Source organism: Erwinia tasmaniensis Et1/99, assembly GCF_000026185.1.
Classification (GTDB): Bacteria; Pseudomonadota; Gammaproteobacteria; order Enterobacterales; family Enterobacteriaceae; genus Erwinia; species Erwinia tasmaniensis.
Genome location: NC_010694.1, coordinates 92,530 through 114,878 on the forward strand (window position 1 = coordinate 92,530; position 22,349 = coordinate 114,878).

23 protein-coding genes are annotated in these 22,349 nt (G+C 53.8%); 10 read left to right on the forward strand and 13 right to left on the reverse strand.

Annotated elements, in window-relative coordinates:
• Positions 1-2 precede the first annotated feature (2 nt).
• Together ETA_RS01365 and rfaQ are read right to left on the reverse strand one after the other, a co-directional pair.
• The gene (locus tag ETA_RS01365; RefSeq protein ID WP_012439848.1) at positions 3-1,130 is read right to left on the reverse strand and encodes a glycosyltransferase family 4 protein; all 1,128 of its coding nucleotides are present in this window, start codon (positions 1,128-1,130) and stop codon (positions 3-5) included.
• Positions 1,127-2,200 carry a putative lipopolysaccharide heptosyltransferase III gene (rfaQ, locus tag ETA_RS01370; protein WP_012439849.1) on the reverse strand — a complete coding sequence of 358 codons (1,074 nt, stop codon included), beginning with the start codon at positions 2,198-2,200 and terminating at the stop codon, positions 1,127-1,129. The genes ETA_RS01365 and rfaQ overlap by 4 nt, the downstream gene beginning before the upstream one ends.
• A 161-nt stretch (positions 2,201-2,361) precedes the next feature.
• Between rfaQ and ETA_RS01375 the strand changes: the two genes are divergently transcribed.
• Both ETA_RS01375 and ETA_RS01380 read left to right on the forward strand, forming a co-directional pair.
• Positions 2,362-3,318 (forward strand): polysaccharide deacetylase family protein, encoded by a 957-nt coding sequence (locus ETA_RS01375; protein WP_012439850.1) that lies wholly within the window; start codon positions 2,362-2,364, stop codon positions 3,316-3,318.
• Position 3,319: 1 nt separating this feature from the next.
• Entirely contained in the window at positions 3,320-4,423 is a 1,104-nt protein-coding gene (locus ETA_RS01380) for a glycosyltransferase family 9 protein (RefSeq protein WP_012439851.1), read from the forward strand.
• Between the two features lie 12 nt (positions 4,424-4,435).
• On the opposite strand, the gene ETA_RS01385 is transcribed toward ETA_RS01380, so the two are convergent.
• The 8 genes from ETA_RS01385 to envC form a co-directional block, all read right to left on the reverse strand.
• Positions 4,436-5,416 (reverse strand): glycosyltransferase family 2 protein, encoded by a 981-nt coding sequence (locus ETA_RS01385; RefSeq protein WP_012439852.1) that lies wholly within the window; start codon positions 5,414-5,416, stop codon positions 4,436-4,438.
• Positions 5,410-6,654: an O-antigen ligase family protein gene (locus tag ETA_RS01390; RefSeq protein WP_012439853.1), complete on the reverse strand. Its 1,245-nt coding sequence runs from the start codon at positions 6,652-6,654 to the stop codon at positions 5,410-5,412. The genes ETA_RS01385 and ETA_RS01390 overlap by 7 nt, the downstream gene beginning before the upstream one ends.
• Before the next feature lie 13 nt (positions 6,655-6,667).
• Positions 6,668-7,840: a glycosyltransferase gene (locus ETA_RS01395; RefSeq protein ID WP_012439854.1), complete on the reverse strand. Its 1,173-nt coding sequence runs from the start codon at positions 7,838-7,840 to the stop codon at positions 6,668-6,670.
• Positions 7,837-8,802, reverse strand: coding sequence for a lipopolysaccharide heptosyltransferase RfaC (gene rfaC / locus ETA_RS01400; protein ID WP_012439855.1), 966 nt, complete (start codon positions 8,800-8,802; stop codon positions 7,837-7,839). Before rfaC ends, ETA_RS01395 begins: the two co-directional genes overlap by 4 nt.
• Positions 8,803-9,849 (reverse strand): ADP-heptose--LPS heptosyltransferase RfaF, encoded by a 1,047-nt coding sequence (gene rfaF / locus ETA_RS01405; protein ID WP_012439856.1) that lies wholly within the window; start codon positions 9,847-9,849, stop codon positions 8,803-8,805.
• 14 nt (positions 9,850-9,863) lie between these two features.
• Positions 9,864-10,796: an ADP-glyceromanno-heptose 6-epimerase gene (gene rfaD, locus ETA_RS01410; protein ID WP_012439857.1), complete on the reverse strand. Its 933-nt coding sequence runs from the start codon at positions 10,794-10,796 to the stop codon at positions 9,864-9,866.
• 173 nt (positions 10,797-10,969) lie between these two features.
• Entirely contained in the window at positions 10,970-11,896 is a 927-nt protein-coding gene (locus ETA_RS01415) for a divergent polysaccharide deacetylase family protein (protein ID WP_042959227.1), read from the reverse strand.
• Positions 11,897-11,902: 6 nt separating this feature from the next.
• Positions 11,903-13,210, reverse strand: a complete 1,308-nt coding sequence (gene envC, locus ETA_RS01420; protein ID WP_012439859.1) for a murein hydrolase activator EnvC — start codon at positions 13,208-13,210, stop codon at positions 11,903-11,905.
• Positions 13,211-13,561: 351 nt separating this feature from the next.
• On the opposite strand from envC, the gene ETA_RS01425 reads away from it, so the two are divergent.
• The 5 genes from ETA_RS01425 (at position 13,562) to cysE (ending at position 16,738) form a co-directional block, all read left to right on the forward strand.
• Positions 13,562-13,993: a rhodanese-like domain-containing protein gene (locus ETA_RS01425; RefSeq protein WP_012439860.1), complete on the forward strand. Its 432-nt coding sequence runs from the start codon at positions 13,562-13,564 to the stop codon at positions 13,991-13,993.
• Positions 13,994-14,033: 40 nt separating this feature from the next.
• A complete protein-coding gene (gene grxC / locus ETA_RS01430) occupies positions 14,034-14,285 on the forward strand; it encodes a glutaredoxin 3 (RefSeq protein WP_012439861.1) in 252 nt (83 codons plus the stop codon).
• Between the two features lie 85 nt (positions 14,286-14,370).
• Positions 14,371-14,832, forward strand: coding sequence for a protein-export chaperone SecB (gene secB, locus ETA_RS01435; protein ID WP_012439862.1), 462 nt, complete (start codon positions 14,371-14,373; stop codon positions 14,830-14,832).
• The gene (gene gpsA, locus ETA_RS01440) at positions 14,832-15,851 is read left to right on the forward strand and encodes an NAD(P)H-dependent glycerol-3-phosphate dehydrogenase (RefSeq protein ID WP_012439863.1); all 1,020 of its coding nucleotides are present in this window, start codon (positions 14,832-14,834) and stop codon (positions 15,849-15,851) included. Before secB ends, gpsA begins: the two co-directional genes overlap by 1 nt.
• Positions 15,852-15,916: 65 nt before the next feature.
• Positions 15,917-16,738 carry a serine O-acetyltransferase gene (gene cysE / locus ETA_RS01445; protein WP_012439864.1) on the forward strand — a complete coding sequence of 274 codons (822 nt, stop codon included), beginning with the start codon at positions 15,917-15,919 and terminating at the stop codon, positions 16,736-16,738.
• A 114-nt stretch (positions 16,739-16,852) separates the two neighbouring features.
• On the opposite strand, the gene trmL is transcribed toward cysE, so the two are convergent.
• Genes trmL through cpxR form a run of 3 tightly spaced genes read right to left on the reverse strand, consistent with a single transcriptional unit; the run spans position 16,853 to position 19,442 of the window.
• On the reverse strand, positions 16,853-17,326 hold the full coding sequence (gene trmL / locus ETA_RS01450; RefSeq protein ID WP_012439865.1) for a tRNA (uridine(34)/cytosine(34)/5-carboxymethylaminomethyluridine(34)-2'-O)-methyltransferase TrmL: 474 nt from the start codon (positions 17,324-17,326) through the stop codon (positions 16,853-16,855).
• A gap of 38 nt (positions 17,327-17,364) precedes the next feature.
• The gene (gene cpxA / locus ETA_RS01455) at positions 17,365-18,744 is read right to left on the reverse strand and encodes an envelope stress sensor histidine kinase CpxA (protein ID WP_012439866.1); all 1,380 of its coding nucleotides are present in this window, start codon (positions 18,742-18,744) and stop codon (positions 17,365-17,367) included.
• On the reverse strand, positions 18,741-19,442 hold the full coding sequence (gene cpxR, locus ETA_RS01460; protein ID WP_012439867.1) for an envelope stress response regulator transcription factor CpxR: 702 nt from the start codon (positions 19,440-19,442) through the stop codon (positions 18,741-18,743). The genes cpxA and cpxR overlap by 4 nt, the downstream gene beginning before the upstream one ends.
• A 152-nt stretch (positions 19,443-19,594) precedes the next feature.
• On the opposite strand from cpxR, the gene cpxP reads away from it, so the two are divergent.
• The 3 genes from cpxP to pfkA all read left to right on the forward strand — a co-directional run bounded on the left by cpxP (position 19,595) and on the right by pfkA (position 22,304).
• On the forward strand, positions 19,595-20,104 hold the full coding sequence (gene cpxP / locus ETA_RS01465) for a cell-envelope stress modulator CpxP (protein WP_012439868.1): 510 nt from the start codon (positions 19,595-19,597) through the stop codon (positions 20,102-20,104).
• Positions 20,105-20,230: 126 nt separating this feature from the next.
• Positions 20,231-21,133, forward strand: a complete 903-nt coding sequence (fieF, locus tag ETA_RS01470) for a CDF family cation-efflux transporter FieF (protein WP_012439869.1) — start codon at positions 20,231-20,233, stop codon at positions 21,131-21,133.
• A 208-nt stretch (positions 21,134-21,341) separates the two neighbouring features.
• Positions 21,342-22,304 (forward strand): 6-phosphofructokinase, encoded by a 963-nt coding sequence (gene pfkA, locus ETA_RS01475; RefSeq protein WP_012439870.1) that lies wholly within the window; start codon positions 21,342-21,344, stop codon positions 22,302-22,304.
• Positions 22,305-22,349: the final 45 nt, after the last annotated feature.

The window sequence follows — 22,349 nt, forward strand, 5'->3', positions numbered from 1 at the left end:
GGTTAATCCAGAATCTGTTGATAAAGGGAATTGAGCTGTTGCGATAAGCGCTGGGGGGTTGATCCCATCACCTGCTCGCGGGCATGGATGGCCATCTGACTGCCGCTGGCCTGTTCGGGGAGCGCCATAATGGCATCACGCAGGGCGGCGATATCCAACGCATTACATATGTAGCCGTTTTCGCCGGGGCGGATAAACTCACTGCCGCCACAGGTGTCTGAGGTAATTACCGGTAAACCGCAGGCCATCGCCTCAAGGATCACATTCGGGAAGGGATCGTATAGTGTAGGCAGCAGCAGGCCGTCTGCTGCCTGATACCATGAGCGCGTATCCGCCTGCATACCGACAAATATCACCCGATCGGCGCAGCCGAGTTCACTGGCTAACGCCCGATACTGCCGTTCCGCCTTGTCTTTACCCACTACCAGCAGATAGCGGTTAGTGCCTGCCAGCGCACGGATCGCCGCGGCCAGCCCTTTACGTTCAAAACCGGAACCGACATAGATTAGCAGGCAGGCGGCAGGCGGCAGGGAGAGCCGCTTTCTTATCTGGCTACGCTGCTGCTCATCCACCGGAACAAACTGGGTGGTGTTAATCGCGTTATAGATGACATGAATTTTTTCGCTGGCCACGCCGAACCGCTCAATGATTTCCTGCCTGACCATCTGCGCGTTGCAAATCACGGCCTTCAGTTCAGGAGCCTGATACATAGCGCGTTCAGCCTCCATCACATAACGATGGTAACGGTTGGTCAGCAGCAGCTTTTGACGCCATGCGGGTAGCAAACGGCAGCGCTGCTCCAGCCAGCGCTGGTGAACACCGTCACCGGCCCGGTAGATATCGCAACCGGCAATGCGTTCGTGGCTCTGAACGATATCGAAATTTTCTCGCCGCCAAAGCGCGCGCGCAGCGCTGGCAAAGCCGCGCTCGCGGCTGATGCGCCCCCATTTAATCGGGTTGCACAGGTGAATATGCCAGTTAGCCTGACGCTCGCCCTGCCACTGGCGGGTAATCACATTCAGGTCCAGGGCCTGCTGATCCAGGGCCTCCAGGGCGCGGGCGATAAAGCGCTCTGCGCCGCCGTCCGGGCGGTATTTCTGACGGACAATAGCCAGTCGAATGGGCTTCATGCTAATAATCTCCTGGCTGCGTTCAGTACGGTTTCCACTGGAATAGCATCAAGATAGCGTTGTTGGGTTTGGGTATCGACGCTGTCCGGGTCTGGCAGCGGCGCGAAATCACCCGCCCAAATTACCTCGCCGTTTACCTGCCATGGACTCCAGAACGTCAGTTTTGACGGGCCAAACAGCGCCAGGCAGGGCGTTTTTAGCGCGGCGGCCATATGCATCGGAACCGAATCTACGCCGATAAACAGGTCGGCTCGGTCGATCAGCGCGGCCAGCTGGTTCAGCGTCAGCTGGCCCGCCAGTGAAATGATATTGTCGTCTGCCGGGAGCAGGGCGACGATGCTTTTGACCATATCCAGCTCTTTGGCAGCGGGACCGGAGGTGAGCACGATGGTATGCCCGTCGTTATGCAGGGCGCGTAACACGGCGGCGAATTTCTCTTCGCTCCAGCATTTAAAAAACCAGCGCGAGGTGGGCTGCACCACGATGTATTTCTCCGTGCCGTTCAGCCGCCGGCGCACGGCCGTGTCGTCCGCCGGCGAATAGTGCATGCCCACCGTGCTGTCGATCGCGGCGAGCTCCAGCGGCTGTAGCAGCGAGAGATTCTGCTCGACGGTATGCATATGCTGATGCCGATCGGTGGCAACCAGGTGCGTATGGCAACGCTGCCAGAGCGCGCCCTGGCGTTTGGGGAAATTGAAGCCCAGCCGAACCGGAGCGGCGGTAAAGCGCGTGATGATTGCGCTTCGCCACTGGTCCGCCAGGTTAACGACCACATCGTAACGCTGCTTTCTCAGCGTTTTTAACAGCCGCCACTCCTGGCCTAGCTGAAAGCGCACGCCCTTTTTCTTCCATGTCCGATCGATGGCATAAATCTGGTGAATGTCCGGATGACAGGCGAGCATGGACCGGGTTTCTTCATACAGCAGCACATCGATTTTTGCTTCAGGCCAGGCCGCTTTCAACGAGCGGATCACCGGAGTGATCAGTAGCATATCGCCGTGGTGACGGAATTTGACAACCAGGATGCGTTCAGGCTGGTGGGGAGAAAGCGGCAGATCCGAATATTTCATGCTATATCGCTGTTCAGTAAACCAGCCTCTGATTCTAAAGCAGTCGTGTTAGCGTGGCTAGCGCCGCATCGGCAGCCTCAACGGATGGCAGAATAATTTTGCGCAATCGACGTTCGCTACGTAACATAACCCGCATCTTAAGGCATATTGCAGGACGGAAAATGGGTAAGCCCGCGTTTATCATCACCATCGATACCGAAGGCGATAACCTTTGGCAAAATCACGATCGGATCATGACGGAAAATACCCGTTTTTTGCCACGTTTCCAGCAGCTGTGTGAGAAATATGCCTTTAAGCCCACCTGGCTGACCAACTACGAGATGGCCGTTGACCCGGCGTATGTTGAGTTCGCCAGGGATGTTATCGCCCGTGACGGCGGTGAGATAGGCATGCATCTGCATGCCTGGAACAGTCCACCGCTGTTTGACCTCACGGGCGATGACTGGCGGCACAAACCTTATCTTATTGAATACCCAGAAGATAATGTCAGGGAAAAGGTCATTTACATGACTCGCCTGCTGGAAGACACCCTACAGGTAAAGATGCGCAGTCACCGCGCCGGGCGTTGGGCGTTTAATGCCTTTTATGCCCAGCTGCTGATCGAACAGGGTTATCAGGTGGATTGCTCCGTTACTCCGCGCGTCAACTGGCAGTTTTCCCCGGGCGATCCCCGGGGCAACGGCGGCACGAATTATCAGCATTTTCCCGATCGCGCCTACTTTATTGATGCCCAGGATATTTCGAAGGCGGGCAACTCTGCGCTGCTCGAAGTGCCGATGAGCATTCTATATAAGCATTCACCGTTAATGAATCAGGTTAAATCGGTCTACGACCGCCTGCGAGGTAAACAGCGTAGCCCTTCAGTGCACTGGTTACGCCCGATGGGGGGTAATGCCGCGCAGATGATCCGGGTTGCGGAGAAGTCGCTGGCAGACGGCAGCGACTACGTCGAATTTATGCTGCACTCCTCAGAGTTTATGCCCGGCGGCAGCCCGACCTTTAAAACCAAAGACGATATTGAAGTGCTGTATCAGGATCTGGAGCAGCTATTTGACTGGCTGCACGTGCGAACGACAGGTATGACATTGTCAGAATATTATCAGCAGAAAGTGAACTAACATGTCGAAGAAATGGAAGATTAATCTCACCAATTGGTTTCTGAAAAAATATACCGCCAAGCATGGACGTCTGGAAAACAAGGAGAACTTCGACGCCGCTCTCCAGTTCGATAATATTGTGATCTATTCAACCACCGCGCTTGGCGACTTTATGTTCAACACGCCGGCGATACGTGCAATACGCGCGAGGTATCCTGATGCACACATCACGCTGGTGGTGCACGAAAAAAACCGTGAGCTGGTTGAAGGGGGAACAGAGTATAACCGTATCGTTTACTGGAACAGTAAAATAAAAACCCTTTCACCCTTGCTGAACGCTTTGCGTGAACATCAGCCGGACTTAGCGGTTATTCTGCATTCACACCTGCCATACGATGTGATCAGCGCGGTGATGGCCGGGGCGAAATACGTGATAAGGGATAACTACAGTTCAGGTATTAGCGGGCTTGAACAATGGCTGACTAACTACATTTTCCATTACTACGGTCATTTCATCCGCCGTAAACTTGAGCTCATTTCCATTCTGGGATGCCGTAGCGACGACCCAACCATGTTTATCCCCGCCCCTTATCAGGCGGGCATCCGAGATCCTCAAAAAACAACGATAGGTTTCCAGCTGGGCGCTTCTACGGGATCCCGCTGTTGGCCGGTCTCACACTACGTCAAACTCGCGGAGCAGCTGGTTGCACGGCATGATGATGTCCAGATAGTGCTGATTGGCGGCGGCGGCGATGAAAATAAAGCCCGGCAGTTTATGGCACAGGTTGATGAAAAAACCCGTGCCCGCGTTGACGATCGCATTGGTAAAACGGGCTTGCAGCAGCTCATCACGCTTATTGACGGTTTTGATGTCTTGGTAACCGGGGATACGGGGCCGTTACATCTTGCGGTGGCTTTGAAAGTCAAAACCATTAGCCTGTTTGTTACCGCCGATCCGCGTACCACCGGGCCGATCCAGGATAATGAGCGTCATTGTATTATTCATGCCTCCCGCAGTGGTTTTACCATGCCGCTGGAAGCAGAAAGCCCCGTAGGGGTTATTCAGCCTCACCGCGTTTACAGCGAGGCCGTCAGGCTGTTAAGGCTCGAACCCCACATATCCTGACGGCGTGAAGCACTATTTTTTGCCTGTCAGGCGGATTTTGGAAAATAACATATCCACCTGGGGGTGGCGCATTTGCCAGACCTTTTTGGCCGGCACCGAGGTGCCAGCGCAAAGGCGCGCCGCCCGCTGCAAGGAGGCAATGGTGCGTTTATTATAATGGTAGTAGCCATATACGGCCTTAGTGAGGCTTTTCACTTCACCAAAACAGTTGACGATCATCCTGGCCGCAAGGTTTTTTAATGCGCTGTTTTCCGTTTTATTTTCCGCGAAGCGCACCATTTTTCCGATCGCAAAAAGCATATCTTCAATATCTTCAGGTTTCACATTTCGCGTAATGCCCAGAGAGTTATCGCGATAGAAATAGAGCGTATGATCGAGATGAGCGATCCTTTCACTCTTAAAGTAAATAAACGGCGTGAAGATGACATCCTCGTAGCGCCGCCCCGGTTCAAAACGCTCATTATTCAACAGTTCGCGCCTATATACCCGGTTCCAGAGGTGCCACATTGACCGGGTAAAAAGAGGTTCAAGACAGGCCACGCCATTGTTTTTAAAGTCATACTCGTGGACGCGAACCTGTTCATCTTTATGAACTTCAGGCAGATCGCGAGTAAAGCGCTGATAATCAAAATCAAGAAGGTCATACTGGCCGGAGAGTAAAACGGGCTTGAGTATTTCAACATAGTGGGGGCTTAACACATCGTCCCCGTCGAGAAAGGTGATATAACGGCCGCTGGCCTGCTGTAAACCGACATTGCGTGTACTGGCAATACCGGAATTCTGTTGTGAAATAAAGTGCACCCGCGCTTCAGGATGGCGGGCGACACACCGTGACGCCAGGTGGGCAGAGTTATCTGACGAGCCATCATTTATAAGGATGACTTCAATATCCTTGTCGATTTGAGCGAAAAGAGATTCAAGGCAGGGTGTTATAAATGCCTCATTATTGAAAAAAGGCACAATGATGCTGAGCAGTGGAACAGGGGCTAGCATGCTGACTGCTCCGTCGCGCTATGGGGTTTTTTCGCGCTAAGAATGCTGGCAATAATGGCTAATAAGAATACTGCCGTTGCCTCCGTACTGAAGAAAATAACGTCACTTAATCCATAGATAACCAGCGCCGAGGTCACTCCGAACAGCATGGAATTACGCGATTGTCTGAATGAAAGTAGTATCAGGCTGCCATAAAATGATAATAGCAGCGTCACCCCCCAGGCACCTTTTAATGACCAGGTTTCGAGGACTTCATTGTGCATATGCACGGTCAGGTAACGTCGGGCGTTATACAGCTGGGGGTCATCTTTAATGACCTCCATTGCTTCATTGGCGCGTTGCTCAACAGACTGACCAAGTGGCGCTTTATTACCGGTGCGTATGGCGACAATCTGCATCCACACGCGTGAGAATACGGAGTTTTCTGACCGGGTATCATTGATTGCCGCGACGTTTCTCTCAAAGTCATCGATCCTGCTCTTAATCATATCTTTAAAGAGCAAGCCTGTTGAGGCAAGAAGAACGGGAACTAATAGAATAATGGCGACTTTATGGCGTATGGGAATAATATTCTTTGTCACAATCACGGTGAGCACAATAAGCGCCGGGTAAGCGATCATCGCAGCTCGAGTGCCGGTGAGAATAATGGTTGAATAGCTGAGGATAAATGCGGCGATATAGAAAATCAGGCGGTAGCGCACTTTAAGCAGCATAATCGACTGCATCATCACCAGGCTAATGGCAGTAAGCAGATAAGCAACTATCGTTGTGCGGTCAAAATTTAATTCTATTCTTGCCTGAAGCAGCCACAGCCCCTGATAGAGCGCGTAGGCGTTGACCAGCAGCCCAACGGCTATACTCACGACGAGCGTGATCTTTTGAATGGCAATACGCTCGTTCAGCGCGACCAGGCTAATCACCGACATGGCGATAACCAGCCGCGCGGTTGACATATAGGAGCGATAAACATCGATATAAGGCCCCGGCTGTTTAAAAGCCACCAGCCAAAATATGGTTCCTAGACCAAACGCAAGAAATAACAACGAGACAATAAAATTTAATTTGTCCTGTGTGTAATATCTTATGTTTAAAACGATCGCGATAAATGAAATATAACTTGCAACGTAAAACAAATCCTTACCGAATTTCAGACCAAAAGGAACGGTAGCAAAGGCAATCGCACAGCATGTATAAATCAAATAGCTAAAGACGGGATGCGGACTTCTTTTTGTCAACATAGTAACGGCGATCCTAAAATGACTGTTCGGTAAAAAGGTTGAGTGTTTTATCAAACTCTTTCTTAAACATATCAAAGTCTAATGATTGTATAGAGTAATTGCGCGCATTACGGCTTAGACGGCAGTACGTCTCCTCCACCATCAATTTCTCTACCGCATCAGCGCATTCAATATGGGATAGCAGTTTCGGTGAAACCAGAGTGTCATTCACCGGATCGTAGACGTCATAGGGAAAATCGACGTGAAATCCTGAAAGTTTGTGGTGTTCTGTTACCGTCACTTTTGGCGAGATCCCTAGCCCGCAGACGCCATCGGTTACCGCTTCTGGCTGACCATCGACAAGCGGAAAAATAACCGGAACGCCGTAGTAGAGTGCCTCCATGCAAGACAGGCCAAAAGGCTCCGTAACCGGGGTGCTCAGGTAGATATCAGTGCGGTTAAAGAAATCTGATACGTTATGCTGAAAACCGCTAAACGTGACGCGATCGCTCAACTGCAGCTTCTGCACCAGCGTTTCAAAGGCCTCCTGGTCCGGGCCTTTTCCGGCAATCTCCATGACAACGTTGTGACCTCGTTGAATTAATTCATGCAGGGTCAGTAGCGACACGCTGATCCCTTTCAGGCTGACTAAACGCGATGCCGTGCCAAGTCTCAGGGGAACGTGCGGTGACTTTGGCTGATGGTTTATGCCGTCTGGGGTTTTAATCCGGTTGAGCACCACAGGGTTAGGGCAGGGCAGATTGAAACGCAATTCCATGACTCTTTTTGAGGCATACGACGCTGAAATTACGCCGTCCAGCATGGCGAAAAAACGGCGTGTTTTTGCGTTGTCGGCATAGCGCCACGAACAGCCGTGATCGTAATAAAGGAGCTTGCCACGTTTAGGTTTGGCCGCCAGCCCTGGGATCAGATCCCAGACGATGATGACATCCGCTGTGGCTCTGGATATTTTCCATTGCAGCAGAAACTTGCGTAAAAACTGCGGACAGCGTAACGGTAACTGATTGAATAATCGGGTAGCAAAAGTCACCTTTTGGTGCGGCATCTGGCGCTTAATTTCTTCACCGATATCGTTGCTGACACAGATTACCGCATTACTGTCGTCCGTGGTTTCATTGACGTATTGCAGAAACAGGCGCTCGACGCCGCCCATTTTTGCCAAATTGATAATATGGAGTTTTTTCATGCGATAACCTGTTGCAGCGCTGCCTGAACTGTCTCAGCGGTGAGTGTCGCCATATTTTTATCCGGTGAGATCAGCGCCTGTTGATTCTGGCCATAGCCGCCAATTAGCCCCGGATCGGTTGGGCCGTACAGGGTAATGTTAGGGCGGTCGAGTGCGGCGGCAAGGTGGCTCAGGCCGGTATCTACCGACACCACGGCGCGTGCACCGGCTAACGTACCAGCCACCTGCTCCAGCGTCAGTTTTGGCAGAACCTCAACAAAGTCAAAGCCTTCTGCCAGCCGCAGCGCACGCTGATATTCATGCCCGGCCCCCCACGGCAGTTTGATTTGCAGACCCGCAGGCTGCATTAAAGCGATTAACTCGCGCCAGTGGCTTTCCGGCCAGTGCTTGTTATCGCGAGTAGTGGCATGCAAAAACACCAGATACGGGTTGGCTGAATCGGGCAACGCCTGCGTAAAATGCTGGGCGATGGCATAGTCACCCATTGTGGCAGGCAGCGGATAGTTCAGGCTTTTGGCAAAAAGCTCGCGGGTACGCTGAACCGCATGCTGCTGTTTGCCAATTTCATGGCGTTTGTCATACCACCAGCTGGCAAAAGGTTCCCGTGCGCTACGGCTATCGGCACCATGTTTGATGCCTTTTGCCAGGCGGGTGACCAGCGCCGCGCTCTTAATCAGGCCCTGGGCGTCGATGACCGCGTCATATTCGCGCGCCTGTAGCTCACGCTTAAAATTCACACGTTCTTCGCGCACCCGGCTGCCAAACCAGTGTTTGCGCCAGCGGCGTATCGCCACCGGCAGCACGCGGTCTACCGCAGGATGCCAGGAAGGGATCTGGGCAAAGCCCTCCTCCACCACCCAGTCAAAACGGATGTCGGGGATCGCCCGCATTGCATCGGTGAGCGCAGGCAGTGAGTGAAGTACGTCCCCCATGGAGGAGGTTTTGATCATCAGAACCCGCATTTAAACTCCTGAGGTAGGGGGGAGCATGCCCAATTCGGCCATGACCCGTTCTGGCGTGATATCAATCAGGCTCTGGTGATAGCCCTCATCAGCATCCCCTTTGCGCAGTTTGTGGTAGCCGGTAATCAGACGGATGACGCGTGCTTTCTCAGACAGTGGCGGGGTGAAGTCAGGGCTGCTCGGCCCATAGAGTGCAATCAGAGGGCGATCCAGCGCGGCCGCAATGTGCATCAGCCCGGAATCATTGCTGACGATAGCGTGGCAGCAGGCAAGGAGGATCACGGCCTGTTCAAGCTGTGTTTCACCGGCGAGATTGCGGCAGTGTGGATACGCGTCTTCCGACAGGCTCGCGAGGATCTGCTGGCCGGTATCATGGTCTTTGGCAGAACCGAACAACAGGACTTGATAACCCTGTGCAATCAGTCGCTGCGCCAGCGTAGCATAGTGATAATGCGGCCACCGTTTGGCTGGGCCAAATTCTGCACCTGGGCAGAAACCGATGATTGGACGCTGATTATCCAGCTTAAAGGTGCTAAGGGTGGTCTGTTTTTCCGCATCCAGAACGGTAAGCCCAGGGCGCAGCAGCGGCTGCGGCAGATCGCTCGCGCTACGGATATTGGCTTTGTCATAGCCCAACGCCACATAGCGCTGCACCATCAGTGGAAAGGCGGTTTTATCCAGTACGCGCAGGTCATTCAACAGGCCGTAGCGCATCTCGCCGCGCCAGCCGGTACGGCGTGGAACGGCGGCAAAAAAGGGCACCAGAGCAGACTTAAATGAGCCAGGCAATACGATGGCACGGTCGTAACCTTTTGACCGTAGCGCTTTGCCGAGGCGATGACGTTCAGCGATCTGGAGCGCACCATGGCCCAGCGGCATCGGCAACGCCTCGTTGACTTCCGGCATGCGTGACAGCAGTGGACGGCACCACGCGGGTGCCATCACATCAATAACCGCTTCAGGATTTTCGGCTTTGAGGGTGCGATAGAGACTCTGTGACATCATCATATCGCCGACCCAGGAAGGGCCGATAACCAGAATTTTCATCTGCGAACCGCCTCTTACGCGTTACGGTTGAGCCACGCCATATAGTCCGCGACACCTTCCGCAACGGTCTTGAAGGGTTTATCGTAGCCTGCCGCACGCAGTTTGGTCAGGTCGGCCAGGGTAAATTCCTGATAGCGGCCTTTTAGTTTGTCCGGGAAAGGGATGTACTCAATGTCACCGCTCTGATGATACTTCAGCGCGGCATCGGCAACTTCCTGGAAGGATTCGGCGCGGCCCGTGCCGCAGTTGAAGATACCGGATACGGCATTTTCCCAGAACCACAGATTCACCGAGGCAACGTCTTCCACATAGATGAAGTCGCGTTTAAAGCCGTCGCTGCCTGCGAAAAGCTTAGGGTTTTCGCCATTCTTCAGTTGGGTATTGAGATGGAACGCCACGCTCGCCATGCTGCCCTTGTGCCCTTCACGAGGCCCGTAGACATTGAAATAGCGGAAGCCACAAACCTGCGACTGTGCTTCCGGCAGAATGTCACGCACGTAGTGGTCAAACAGCATTTTGGAGTAACCATAGACGTTCAGCGGCTGCTCGTACTGGCGCTCTTCGATAAAGTCGGCATTACGGCCACCGTAGGTAGCCGCAGAGGAGGCGTACAGGAAGGGAACCTGATGTTCCAGACACCAGTGCAGCAGCTCTTTTGAATACTGATAGTTATTATCCATCATGTATTTGCCATCCCACTCGGTGGTGGAAGAGCACGCACCCTCATGGAAAACGGCTTCAACGTTGCCGAAGTCTTCATCTGCCAGGATCGCAATCAGAAAGTCTTCTTTATCCATGTAGTCGGCAATATTGAGATCCGCAAGGTTAGCGAACTTAGTGCCATCTTTAAGGTTGTCGACCACCAGAATATCGGTGTGACCCCTGTCGTTGAGCGCTTTAATAATGTTACTGCCAATTAATCCAGCACCGCCGGTAACGATAATCATGAGCTATAACCTTAAACTGGGGGTGAAACAGGACGCTCCACGCGCGAATGGTTCACATCATAACATTTCCACGCGCTGTCGACAGCCGTTGGAGCCTGTAACCTGCCTGCGCGTTGCGGCTGAAAACGGTTCTTCCTGGATGCCAGGCAACGCGTTGTTAGTGCAGGCTCGATCTAAAAATGGAATTTCACCGAAAGCTTTTTGGAGATCTCTTGCACCATTTGGTTGCTCTCAATGCTGTCGGAGATGACTTTCAGCGCCCGCGTGGCCGGAACCGGAACCACTTTTACGCGGCATACCGCACCGCCACGGAATGGATTACGCGGTTTCAGCGGCCGGGTCTTGCCGTCTGAAGGTAAAGGAGCCGGGTTAACGAGCTGGGCTTCATTGAGCAACTGGCTTGGACGCACCAGGGTAATATCCGCCGGCAGGGTTGGCAGCATCTGCTGGAGCACCCTGACCGTGGACGGATGAGGATGTCCTATCGCGATGGCCGAACCGTCGCGCTGGGCGAGGTGCACAGCCCGAGCGAACTGCACGCGAATATCCGCTTCATTCTGACTGTCGTCGAGGAACACCCGACGTTTTACCACCTTCACGCCCGTACCTGCCGCTGCGCGGCTCGCCTGGCTGTTGCCGATAGTCATGCTATCAAGAAAGTAAAAATTATAGTGACTGAGTACCTGCATTACCTTCTGCATCCCCGGCAGACTGGAGGTCATCGCGCTGCCCATATGGTTATTCAGGCCAACGGCATAGGGCACAGCGGCAGCGGCTTCACGTATAATTCGTGCAATTTCTTCAGCAGACATATCCGGGCGCAGCGTGTCTTTTTCCAGCGGCTGCTTGCTCAATGGCGCCATCGGCAGATGGATCAGCACTTCGTGGCCGCTTTGGTGGGCTTTGGTGGCCATTTCGCGCGCGTGTGGCGCGTTGGGCAGCACGGCGACTGAAATTGCGGCAGGCATCTGTAATACCTGCTGCTCCTGCGTCGGCCGATAGCCAAAGTCATCAATGACAATCGAGAGGTTACCCGCCCAGGCCGGACTGGTGATAGCTATGGCCATCAGCGCCTGTGCGAGTTTTTGCAGTTGTGAGATCAACACTTATCTTCCTAACCACGGTAGTGGATTGACGGCCTGCCCCTGGCGGCGGATTTCAAAATAGAGTGACGGCGTGCCACGGCCACCGCTGGTGCCGACCAGGGCGATGGGTTGCCCGGCGTGTACCTGCGTTCCGACATTGACCAGCGCGCTCTGATTGTAGCCGTACAGGCTCATATCGCCTTTACCGTGCTCGACTACCACGACCAGGCCGTAACCTTGCAGCCAGTCGGCCATCAGCACACGACCGTCGGCGATCGCTTTGACTTCGGTTCCTTCCGGTGCGCCAATCACCAGCCCCTTCCAACGCAGTTCTCCCTGGAGCTGCTCACCGAAGCGATGTTCAATGTTACCGCGCACGGGCCAGAGCGCCTGGCCCGCTGGCCGCCCAAGCCCCCCGGTGCGCGAAATCAGCGCACGTTCGTTCTCGGTCGGTTTATAAGTCGAACCTTTACTTCTGGCCTGCGCCTCACGCTTGCGCACTTTTTCGGCTTCACGCGCTTCCTGCTCTGCCCGCGCTTTAGCCTCACGTTCGGCTTTGGCAAGCTTATCGCGCAGGCGCGTTTCGTTGCGCTGTAGTTCAACCAGCTGCGCCTGATCTTTTTCCAGGGAGGACTCAAGGGTTGTCAGCGTGTTCTTACGTGCCCGACGAGCTCCTTCCAGTTTCAGATTCTGTTCCTGCTGCTGCGTGAGCAGGGACTTTTGTTGCGCCTGTTTGTCGACGAGACTGGTTTTCTGCTGCGCCAGATCGCTGCGAGTCCGTTTCAGCGCCTCGATGGCTTTTTGCCGCGCATCGTTCAGGTAGCCAAAGTAAGCCAGTATGCGTTCGCTGCGCTGGCTGGCTTCACCGCTCAGAATGAGCTGCAAACCGTTATGCTGGCCCTGACGGAATGCGGCATCCAGCTGCTCACCCAGACTGGATTCCTGTTGCTTTTGCTGCTGCTGAAGTTGGTTGATCGAGGCGGTCAGGCTGGCAATATCTTTATTAAGCGCGGTGAGATTGTTCTGGGTATCGCGTAGCTGGCGACTGGCCTGCGCAATGCTTTTTTCCTGGCTTTGCAACTGATCAAGCAGTTCGCTGCGCTGCTGTTTTTGCCGCTGTACACTTTTCTCTTTCGCCGCGATATCCTGCTGAATGCTTTGCAGCTGTGATTTTCCGTCTTCGGCGGCCTGCACGGAAAAAGAGAATAGCAGTGCGCCCGTGCAGAATGCACTGGCGGCCAGTTTGGACAAGCTTACACGTCGTGACAGCGCTTTCGACTGCGGGTCACGCGGGGTCCATGAATGTAACACCGTTACTTTTTCCCTCATAGCTACGGATTATTCCACGATGAACAGCCGCTTACCAGCCGTCTTAACGTGGTTTTCTATTACTGGTGGTAACAAATTCAGCGCGGCCTGCACGGTAAAAATGACGCGTGCGTCACTAGGCTGACGGCCAATGTGCGGACAATAATTGGTGAGATTGCGCAACAATTAACCGCCTAAGAACGCGACGATGTCATCACAGGATAGCCGTTTTAACCGGCAGCAACTTTTTTTTGTAATCTGCCGCAGAAAACGTAACTCTGAAGGGCTTCTCGACTGTACATGGCACTCCTGGCAGGTATACTCAGAAGCCTTGTTTTCGCTTATTAACCCTTTCGGGAGTTGTTACCCCTCATGCAAGATATTATGCAGTTCGCAGGCAATCACACCATTTTAGCTTTGGCGTGGGTTGTCCTGCTGGTTTTGGTGATCGTTACCACCGTTAAGGGCATGTTCTCCAAAGTAAAAGTGATTAGTCGTGGTGAAGCGACTCGCTTGATTAACAAAGAAGAGGCCGTGGTGGTAGACGTGCGTGGGCGTGACGATTACCGCAAGGGACATATTTCTAATGCGATTAACGTGCTGGCCGCAGATATCAAGAAAGGTAACTTTGGCGAGCTGGAAAAACATAAAGCCCAGCCGCTGATCGTGGCCTGTGCTACCGGCACCTCTGCCGTTGAGTCTGCAGCGCAACTGAATGCAGCGGGTTATGAGCAGGTATTCGTGCTGAAAGATGGCGTGTCGGGCTGGAGCAGCGAGAACCTGCCGTTGGTTCGCGGGAAATAAGCCGCAGAACCGGGATCAATTCATTGTTGGAGGGCCGAACATGGCTACTGTTGAGATCTACACCAAAGCAACCTGTCCTTTTTGCCATCGGGCGAAAGCGCTGCTGGACCAGAAAGGTGTCAGCTATCAGGAAATCCCGATCGATGGGGATGCCGCATTGCGTGAGGTGATGATAAAACGCAGCGGTCGCACCACGGTTCCTCAGATTTTTATTAATGCGCAGCACGTCGGTGGCTGTGACGACCTGTTCGCTCTTGACGGTCGTAACGGTCTTGAGCCGCTGTTAAAATAGGGAAAGGCTGCGCATTCGGCGCACTGTATTGCCTGTCTATTGTTGCCGCACAGTAACGGATTATTCACTCATAGGGTCAAGTACCATGTCAGAACAAAACAATACCGAGATGTCTTTCCAGATCCAGCGTATTTATACCAAAGACATCTCTTTCGAAGCACCTAATGCACCGCAGGTTTTTCAGAAAGAGTGGGAACCTGAAGTTAAACTGGATCTCGACACCGCCTCGAGCCAGCTGGCTGACGATGTGTATGAGGTGGTACTGCGTGTCACGGTGACAGCCACCGTGGGTGAAGATTCTGCGTTCCTGTGTGAAGTTCAGCAGGCGGGTATTTTCTCCGTTGGCGGCATCGACGGTACTCAGATGGCACATTGCCTGGGCGCATACTGCCCGAATATCCTTTTCCCATATGCTCGTGAATGCATCACCAGCCTGGTCGCGCGTGGTACTTTCCCGCAGCTGAACCTTGCACCGGTTAACTTTGACGCGCTGTTTATGAATTATCTCCAGCAGTCAGAAGGTGCAGCGCAGCAGCAGGACGCGTAATGCGTAGCGCTTATGCTGCGATGAGCGTTATCGGTGCCGGTTCTTACGGCACCGCTTTGGCGATTACGCTGGCCCGTAACGGCCACGAGGTGGTGCTGTGGGGCCATAACCCGCAGCATCAGGCTCAGCTGCAGGCCGATCGTTGCCATCAGGCCTTTCTTCCCGATGTGCCTTTCCCGGATACCTTGATAGTCGAAAGCGACCTTGCCTCAGCAATTACGGCGAGCCGCGATGTGTTGGTGGTGGTGCCGAGCCACGTATTTGGCGATGTCTTACAGCAAATTAAACCTCATCTGCGTGCCGATTCGCGGCTGGTCTGGGCAACCAAAGGTCTTGAAAAAGAGACAGGGCGATTATTGCAGGATGTGGCGCGTGAGACCCTCGGTGAGAGTATCCCGCTTGCGGTGATATCTGGACCAACCTTTGCCAAAGAGCTGGCGGCCGGTTTGCCAACCGCGATTGCGCTGGCGGCAACGGACGGCGTGTTTGCTGAAGATTTACAGCAGCTGCTGCACTGCGGCAAAAGCTTCCGCGTCTATAATAATCCTGATTTTATCGGCGTGCAGCTGGGCGGAGCGGTTAAAAACGTTATCGCTATTGGCGCGGGGATCTCGGACGGTATTGGCTTCGGGGCCAATGCGCGCACCGCATTAATTACCCGTGGCCTGGCGGAAATGAGCCGTCTGGGTGCGGCGCTGGGAGCCGATCCTGCTACTTTTATGGGGATGGCCGGGCTGGGCGATTTGGTACTGACATGTACAGATAACCAGTCACGCAACCGGCGCTTTGGCATGATGCTGGGGCAAGGCTTTGACGTTGAAGGCGCTCAGGATGCCATCGGACAGGTCGTCGAAGGTTTCCGTAATACCAAAGAAGTCAAAGTCCTGGCAGAGCGTTACGCTGTTGAGATGCCGATCACCGAGCAAATTTATCAGGTTCTCTATTGCGGAAAAAATACGCGCGATGCAGCATTGAGTCTGCTCGGACGCTCAAGGAAGGACGAAAACAACGGCGGCTAAGCCGAATCCACTGCGAAGTCGTCTGTGGCGTCTGATCGGACGCCATTTTTTATGGGGAGAGAGTCATGTCGTGCGTAGAACCTGAACAGATCTGGGAAGACATTAAAACAGAAGCGCGCGCGCTGGCTGAGTGTGAGCCGATGCTGGCCAGTTTTTACCACGCCACGTTATTAAAACATGACGACCTGGGAAGCGCATTGAGCTATATGCTGGCGAATAAGTTGGCCAACCCCATTATGCCGGCGATTGCCGTGCGTGAAGTGATTCAGGACGCCTACCGACAAGATCCGTCGATGATCATCTCCGCTGCCTGCGATATCCAGGCGGTGCGTCAGCGCGACCCGGCGGTGGACAAGTACTCCACGCCGCTACTGTATTTAAAAGGCTTCCACGCCTTACAGGCTTATCGTATCGGCCACTGGCTGTGGAACGAAGGCCGGCAGGCGCTCGCGGTTTATTTGCAGAACGAGATTTCCGTTTCTTTTGCCGTGGATATTCACCCTGCGGCGAAAATTGGTCGTGGCATCATGTTGGACCATGCCACCGGCATCGTGATAGGCGAGACGGCAATCATTGAAGATGACGTTTCGATTCTGCAATCCGTCACGCTTGGCGGTACGGGTAAAACCAGCGGCGATCGTCATCCCAAAATCCGCGAAGGTGTTATGATCGGGGCGGGTGCCAAGATCCTCGGTAATATCGAAGTGGGGCGCGGCGCGAAAATCGGTGCGGGTTCGGTGGTGTTACAGCCTGTGCCTGCGCACACTACCGCTGCGGGCGTTCCGGCGCGTATCGTCGGCAAGCCTGACAGCGACAAGCCATCGATGGAAATGGATCAACATTTCAATGGGATGGTGCCAGGTTTTGAATTTGGTGACGGGATCTGAAAGCGACCCATTCGTTTATCGCTTGCGGGTCGGGCAGCGCCCGACCTGCTCAAACATTTGGCGTCTATGACGCCTTGTCTGTGCCAGCAAAACGCGAGCTGGCTGCGACAACATTCAGTCTCTTAATATTGCGCCAGCATAATCCAGCTGTCTCCACGCCTCATAGACCACCACTGAAACCGCGTTAGATAAATTCATGCTGCGGCTGTCCGGCATCATCGGTATGCGAATTTTTTGCTGTGCCGGCAGCGCATCAAGCACCCTGGCAGGCAGCCCCCGCGTTTCTGGCCCAAATAGCAGGTAATCCCCCGCCTGATAGCTTACCGCACTGTGTGCGGGCGTGCCTTTAGTGGTCAGGGCAAACAAACGCCGTGGCGTTTCGGACGCGGCAAAGGCCTCATAGCTGGCATGATGCCTGATGGCGGCGAATTCGTGATAGTCGAGTCCGGCACGGCGCAGTCGTTTGTCATCCCAGGCGAAACCGAGGGGTTCGATCAAATGCAGCTGAAAGCCGGTATTGGCGCAGAGGCGGATGATGTTCCCGGTATTTGGCGGGATTTCGGGTTCAAATAAAACGATATTAAGCATGATGCGGCCCTCAGGAACGAGGGCCGAAGGATAGCAAATTAATCGCTATGAGTGGTATACAGCGGTAGCCATATTGTCAGGCGTAATCCTCCCAGCGGGCTGTTATCGGCTTTGACCGAGCCACGGTGCTGTTGAATGGCGTTATCGACAATCGCCAGCCCCAGACCGGTGCCGCCAGATTCACGATCGCGCGCCTCATCGGTACGGTAGAATGGACGGAAAATCTGTTCGCGGTCTTCCTGGCTGACACCCGGACCATCGTCATCGACATGAACGGTAATGCCCTTTTTATCAACCGCAAAGCTCACCGAGATTTTGCTGTGCGAATAGCGCAGCGCGTTGCGAACAATGTTCTCAAGCGCACTTTCCAGCGAACTGGGGTTACCGTAAAGCGGCCAGGGGCCGGGAGGATAGGGGATCTCAAGTACTTTCCCCATCTGCTCGGCTTCGAAACGCGCATCTTCCAGAACGTCCGACCACAGGTGATTGGCCTTGATCGCCTCACTCACCAGCGCATTTTTGTGCTGGGTGCGCGACAGCACCAGCAGGTCGTTGATCATGCCATCCAGACGTTGCGCTTCCATCTCAATACGACCCAGCTCTTTCCCTTCACCATGGCGACGGCGCATCAGGGCGGTTGCCAGCTGCAGTCGCGTAAGCGGAGTACGCAGCTCGTGGGATATATCGGATAGCAAACGTTGCTGCGCGTTCATCATGCGTTCCAGCGCGCTGACCATTTGGTTAAAGCTGGCACCGGCCGCGAGGAACTCCTGAGGCCCCGACTCCAGTTCAGGACGCTGACGCAGGTTACCCGCCGCAACGTCATCGGCGGCATGCTTCAGTTTCCGCGCGGGTTTTGCCAGGCTCCATGCCAGCCACAGCAATAGCGGTGAGCTAATCAGCATGGTGACAATCAGCAGCAACAGCGGGCGGTCAAACAGCAGGTTGATGAAGTCCAGTTGCGAACTGCCTGCCGGGCGGATCAGGTAGAGCTGATAGTTATCCTCACCATCGCGAATGGAGAACGGCCCCACCATCTCCAGCCGACCATACTTTTTCTTCTGCGGGCGATCGGCGTTGTCCGACTGTCCGATAAAATTACGGATCACCTGCATTTCATTATGCTGTGCGCCAATCACACGCCCTTCACTGGTGACTAAAAGCAGCCGTTGTCCGGGGGGCGCCCATTTGTCGATGGCGCGAAACAGCCTGCGCCACCACATTAAATCGTTGGGCGGGTCCTGACTGAGTTCCGCCTCAACATGTTGCTCAATCATCGTGCCCTGCCGCTGCTCATTGTCCAGCAGCGGCGTCATCTGACGCGAATCAAGTTTGGGCAGCATCAACACCAGCATCAGTACCAGCGCCAAAGTCAGCCAGAAAATGGCAAAGATACGGGTGGTCAGGCTGGATATCATGCTGCGGATACCATCAGGTAACCCCGACCTCGTAGCGTCTTAAACCACGGATGTGCGTCCTGCCGTTCCGGTAATTTGCGCCGTAGGTTAGAGATATGCATATCAATTGCCCGGTCAAATGGTGTCAGGCGCTTGCCCAGCACTTCCTGGCTAAGATGTTCACGCGAGACGACCTGACCAAGATGTTGGGCCAGCAGATAGAGCAGGGTGAATTCGGTCCCCGTTAAGTCGAGCGTTTCACCGTCGAAGCTGGCTTCCTGACGACCGGGATTCAGCCGTAACAGGTCAACTTCCAGTGTAGGTGAGCTGTTGTCGTGTTGATGCTGCTGCTGCTCGCTCCAGTTGGAACGGCGCAAAATAGCGCGAATACGTGCGACCAACTCACGGTCGTTAAAAGGTTTAGGCAGGTAGTCATCCGCCCCCAGTTCAAGCCCAAGTACCCGGTCTAGCTCGCTTCCGCGCGCGGTTAACATAATGACCGGCGTTTGGTGCTGTTGACGCAGTTCCTTCAAGGTATCGATACCGTTTTTCTTTGGCATCATGACATCAAGCAACAACAGATCGACGGTGTTGTCCAATAGCGCCAGCGCCTGCTCGCCGTCACCGGCAACCAGAACGTTAAACCCTTCCATTTCAAGCAATTCTTTCAATAGCGAAGTCAATTCGCGATCGTCGTCAACCAACAGGATCTTATTCATTTTTTATTGCCCTCCGCAGGCAAAATACCGTGAACGAATGCGCTCAATCTATCACTTTACGTAGTTTTACACCCCCTGACGCATGTTTGCAGCGTGCCCCGTAGACTCGATCTTGTTGAATCGAAATTCGGAAACGTACCTGGGAGTGAACGATGCGCAAAGTAACTGCCGTCGTTGTGGTTCCGGCGCTGATATATATCCTCTTCGCCGCCTGGTTTGCAAACGCCGCGACGACTGGAGAGACACATCAGGGTGACGGAGCAAACCGTACACTGAGGCAAGTTCCACAAAGCCACATGTTCGACGGCATCAGCTTGACGGAGCAACAGCGTCAGCAGATGCGTGACCTGATGCAGCAGGGCAGGTACGACCAATCTCAGATAAGTATTAACGATTTAGAGCAGCTGCACGAACTGATTATTGCAGATAAATTCGATCAGGTGGCCTATGAGGCTCAGGCAAAAAAAATTGCGCAGGCTGAAGTTGCTCGCCAGGTCGACATGGCCAGGGTTCGCAACCAGATGTACCATCTTTTAACGCCTCAGCAGCAGGACATCTTGAAAAAGAGACATCAGCAGCGCCTTGATGAGTTGCGCAGGTTGACGAATATGCAGCTATCTTCACCGCTGCAGGCAGCAAGCAGTACCGATAGCACCCCTTAGTACCCACAAAGATAGTACCCCTGTTTTCCTTGCCATAGACGTATCCCTGTCTACCCCGCCATGATGGCGGGTTTTTTTTATCGCAGATCCAGTATACTTAATCGACTAAACCGGATGAGTAGCGCTATGAATGCAAACTATGCGCGGCAGGTCTTTGCAGCGGCTATTGCGGCCACGGTGCTGGCCTCGCTGTTACTGATTATTAAAATTTTTGCCTGGTGGTATACCGGATCGGTCAGCATTCTTGCTGCGCTGGTGGATTCGCTGGTCGATATTGCCGCCTCCTTGACCAATCTTCTGGTGGTGCGCTATTCGCTACAGCCTGCCGATGCCGAACACACTTTTGGCCACGGCAAAGCGGAGTCTCTTGCCGCGCTCGCACAAAGTATGTTCATCTGTGGTTCCGCGCTGTTTCTGTTCCTCACCGGCTTACAACATCTGGTCTCCCCTGAAGAGATGAAAGCGCCTCTGGTGGGCATCGTCGTTACGCTAATCGCGCTGTGTTCCACGCTAATTCTGGTCACATTCCAGCGTAGGGTCGTCCGCCACACTCGCAGTCAGGCCATCCGGGCCGATATGCTGCACTATCAGTCTGACGTGGTGATGAACGGCGCTATTCTGCTGGCGCTGGCCTTGAGCTGGTATGGCTTTCATCGCGCTGATGCGCTGTTTGCCTTAGGCATCGGCGGCTGGATTTTATACAGCGCTGTGCGTATGGGTTACGAGGCTGTGCAGGCACTGCTCGATCGTGCTTTACCCATTGCAGAACATCAGGCGATTGTTGAGATCGTCGAAGCCTGGCCTGGGGTGTGTGGCGCGCATGATATTCGCACCCGGCAGTCGGGCCCAACGCGTTTTATTCAGCTTCATCTGGAAATGGATGACCACCTGCCGCTTTGCGAGGCGCATCGGCTGGCGGACCAGGTTGAGCGGGCGCTGCTGCATAAGTTTCCCGGTTCTGATGTGATTATCCATCAGGACCCCCGCTCCGTGGTGGCGAAAGAACGTCAGGGAAAATTTGGACACTAGGCCGTTTTCATCGCGACTGCGGCGCGAAAACTGCCAGAAAGATGCGAAAGCGCAAAAAAATAGCCGAATACTGCCAGACCCGAATCAATTCATCCCGCAGGGTTTGATATACTGTTGCCATTCATTGAGTCGATTGTCTCTTTCGTGCGCGTCGACCCGCTGCGGCGTCCAGAATTCATCATTTGCATCAACAAGTTCAGAGGTTGTCATGATCAAAAAAATCGGTGTACTGACCAGTGGTGGCGATGCTCCAGGCATGAACGCTGCGATCCGCGGCGTTGTGCGCGCCGCCCTAAGCGAAGGCCTTGAAGTTTGCGGTATTTATGATGGCTATCTGGGATTGTATGAAGACCGCATGATCAATCTCGACCGCTACAGCGTGTCAGATATGATCAATCGCGGGGGTACTTTCCTGGGTTCCGCTCGCTTCCCGGAGTTTCGAAATGAGGATGTGCGCAGCGTCGCTATCGAAAACATGAAGAAACGCGGAATTGATGCGCTGGTGGTGATTGGCGGTGACGGTTCATATATGGGCGCTAAGCGCCTGACCGAAATGGGCTTCCCATGTATCGGTCTGCCGGGCACGATCGATAATGACGTAGCCGGCACGGATTACACCATTGGCTATTTCACCGCGCTGGAAACCGTGGTGGAGGCAATAGACCGTCTGCGTGATACTTCTTCTTCGCACCAGCGTATTTCAATCGTTGAGGTGATGGGGCGTTATTGTGGCGATCTGACGCTGGCAGCGGCGATTGCCGGTGGCTGTGAGTTTATCGTGCTGCCGGAAATTCCCTATACTCGTGAAGAGCTGGTGAATGAGATCAAAGCCGGCATCGCCAAAGGAAAAAAACACGCGATAGTGGCGATCACGGAACATATCTGTGATATCAACGAGCTGGCGAAATACATCGAACAGGAAACCAAACGCGAAACGCGCGCAACGGTGTTGGGCCATATCCAGCGCGGAGGCGCTCCGGTTGCCTACGACCGTATTCTCGCGTCACGTATGGGAGCCTACTCGATTGAGCTGCTGTTACAAGGTTATGGCGGGCGCTGTGTCGGTATTCAGAACGAGAAGATGGTGCATCATGACATCATCGATGCGATTGAAAATATGAAGCGTCCCTTCAAAGGTGACTGGCTGGATACCGCCAAAAAACTTTACTAATAAAAAACAAGGCGCTGGAGGACAGCGCCTTTATTATGCCCAAGC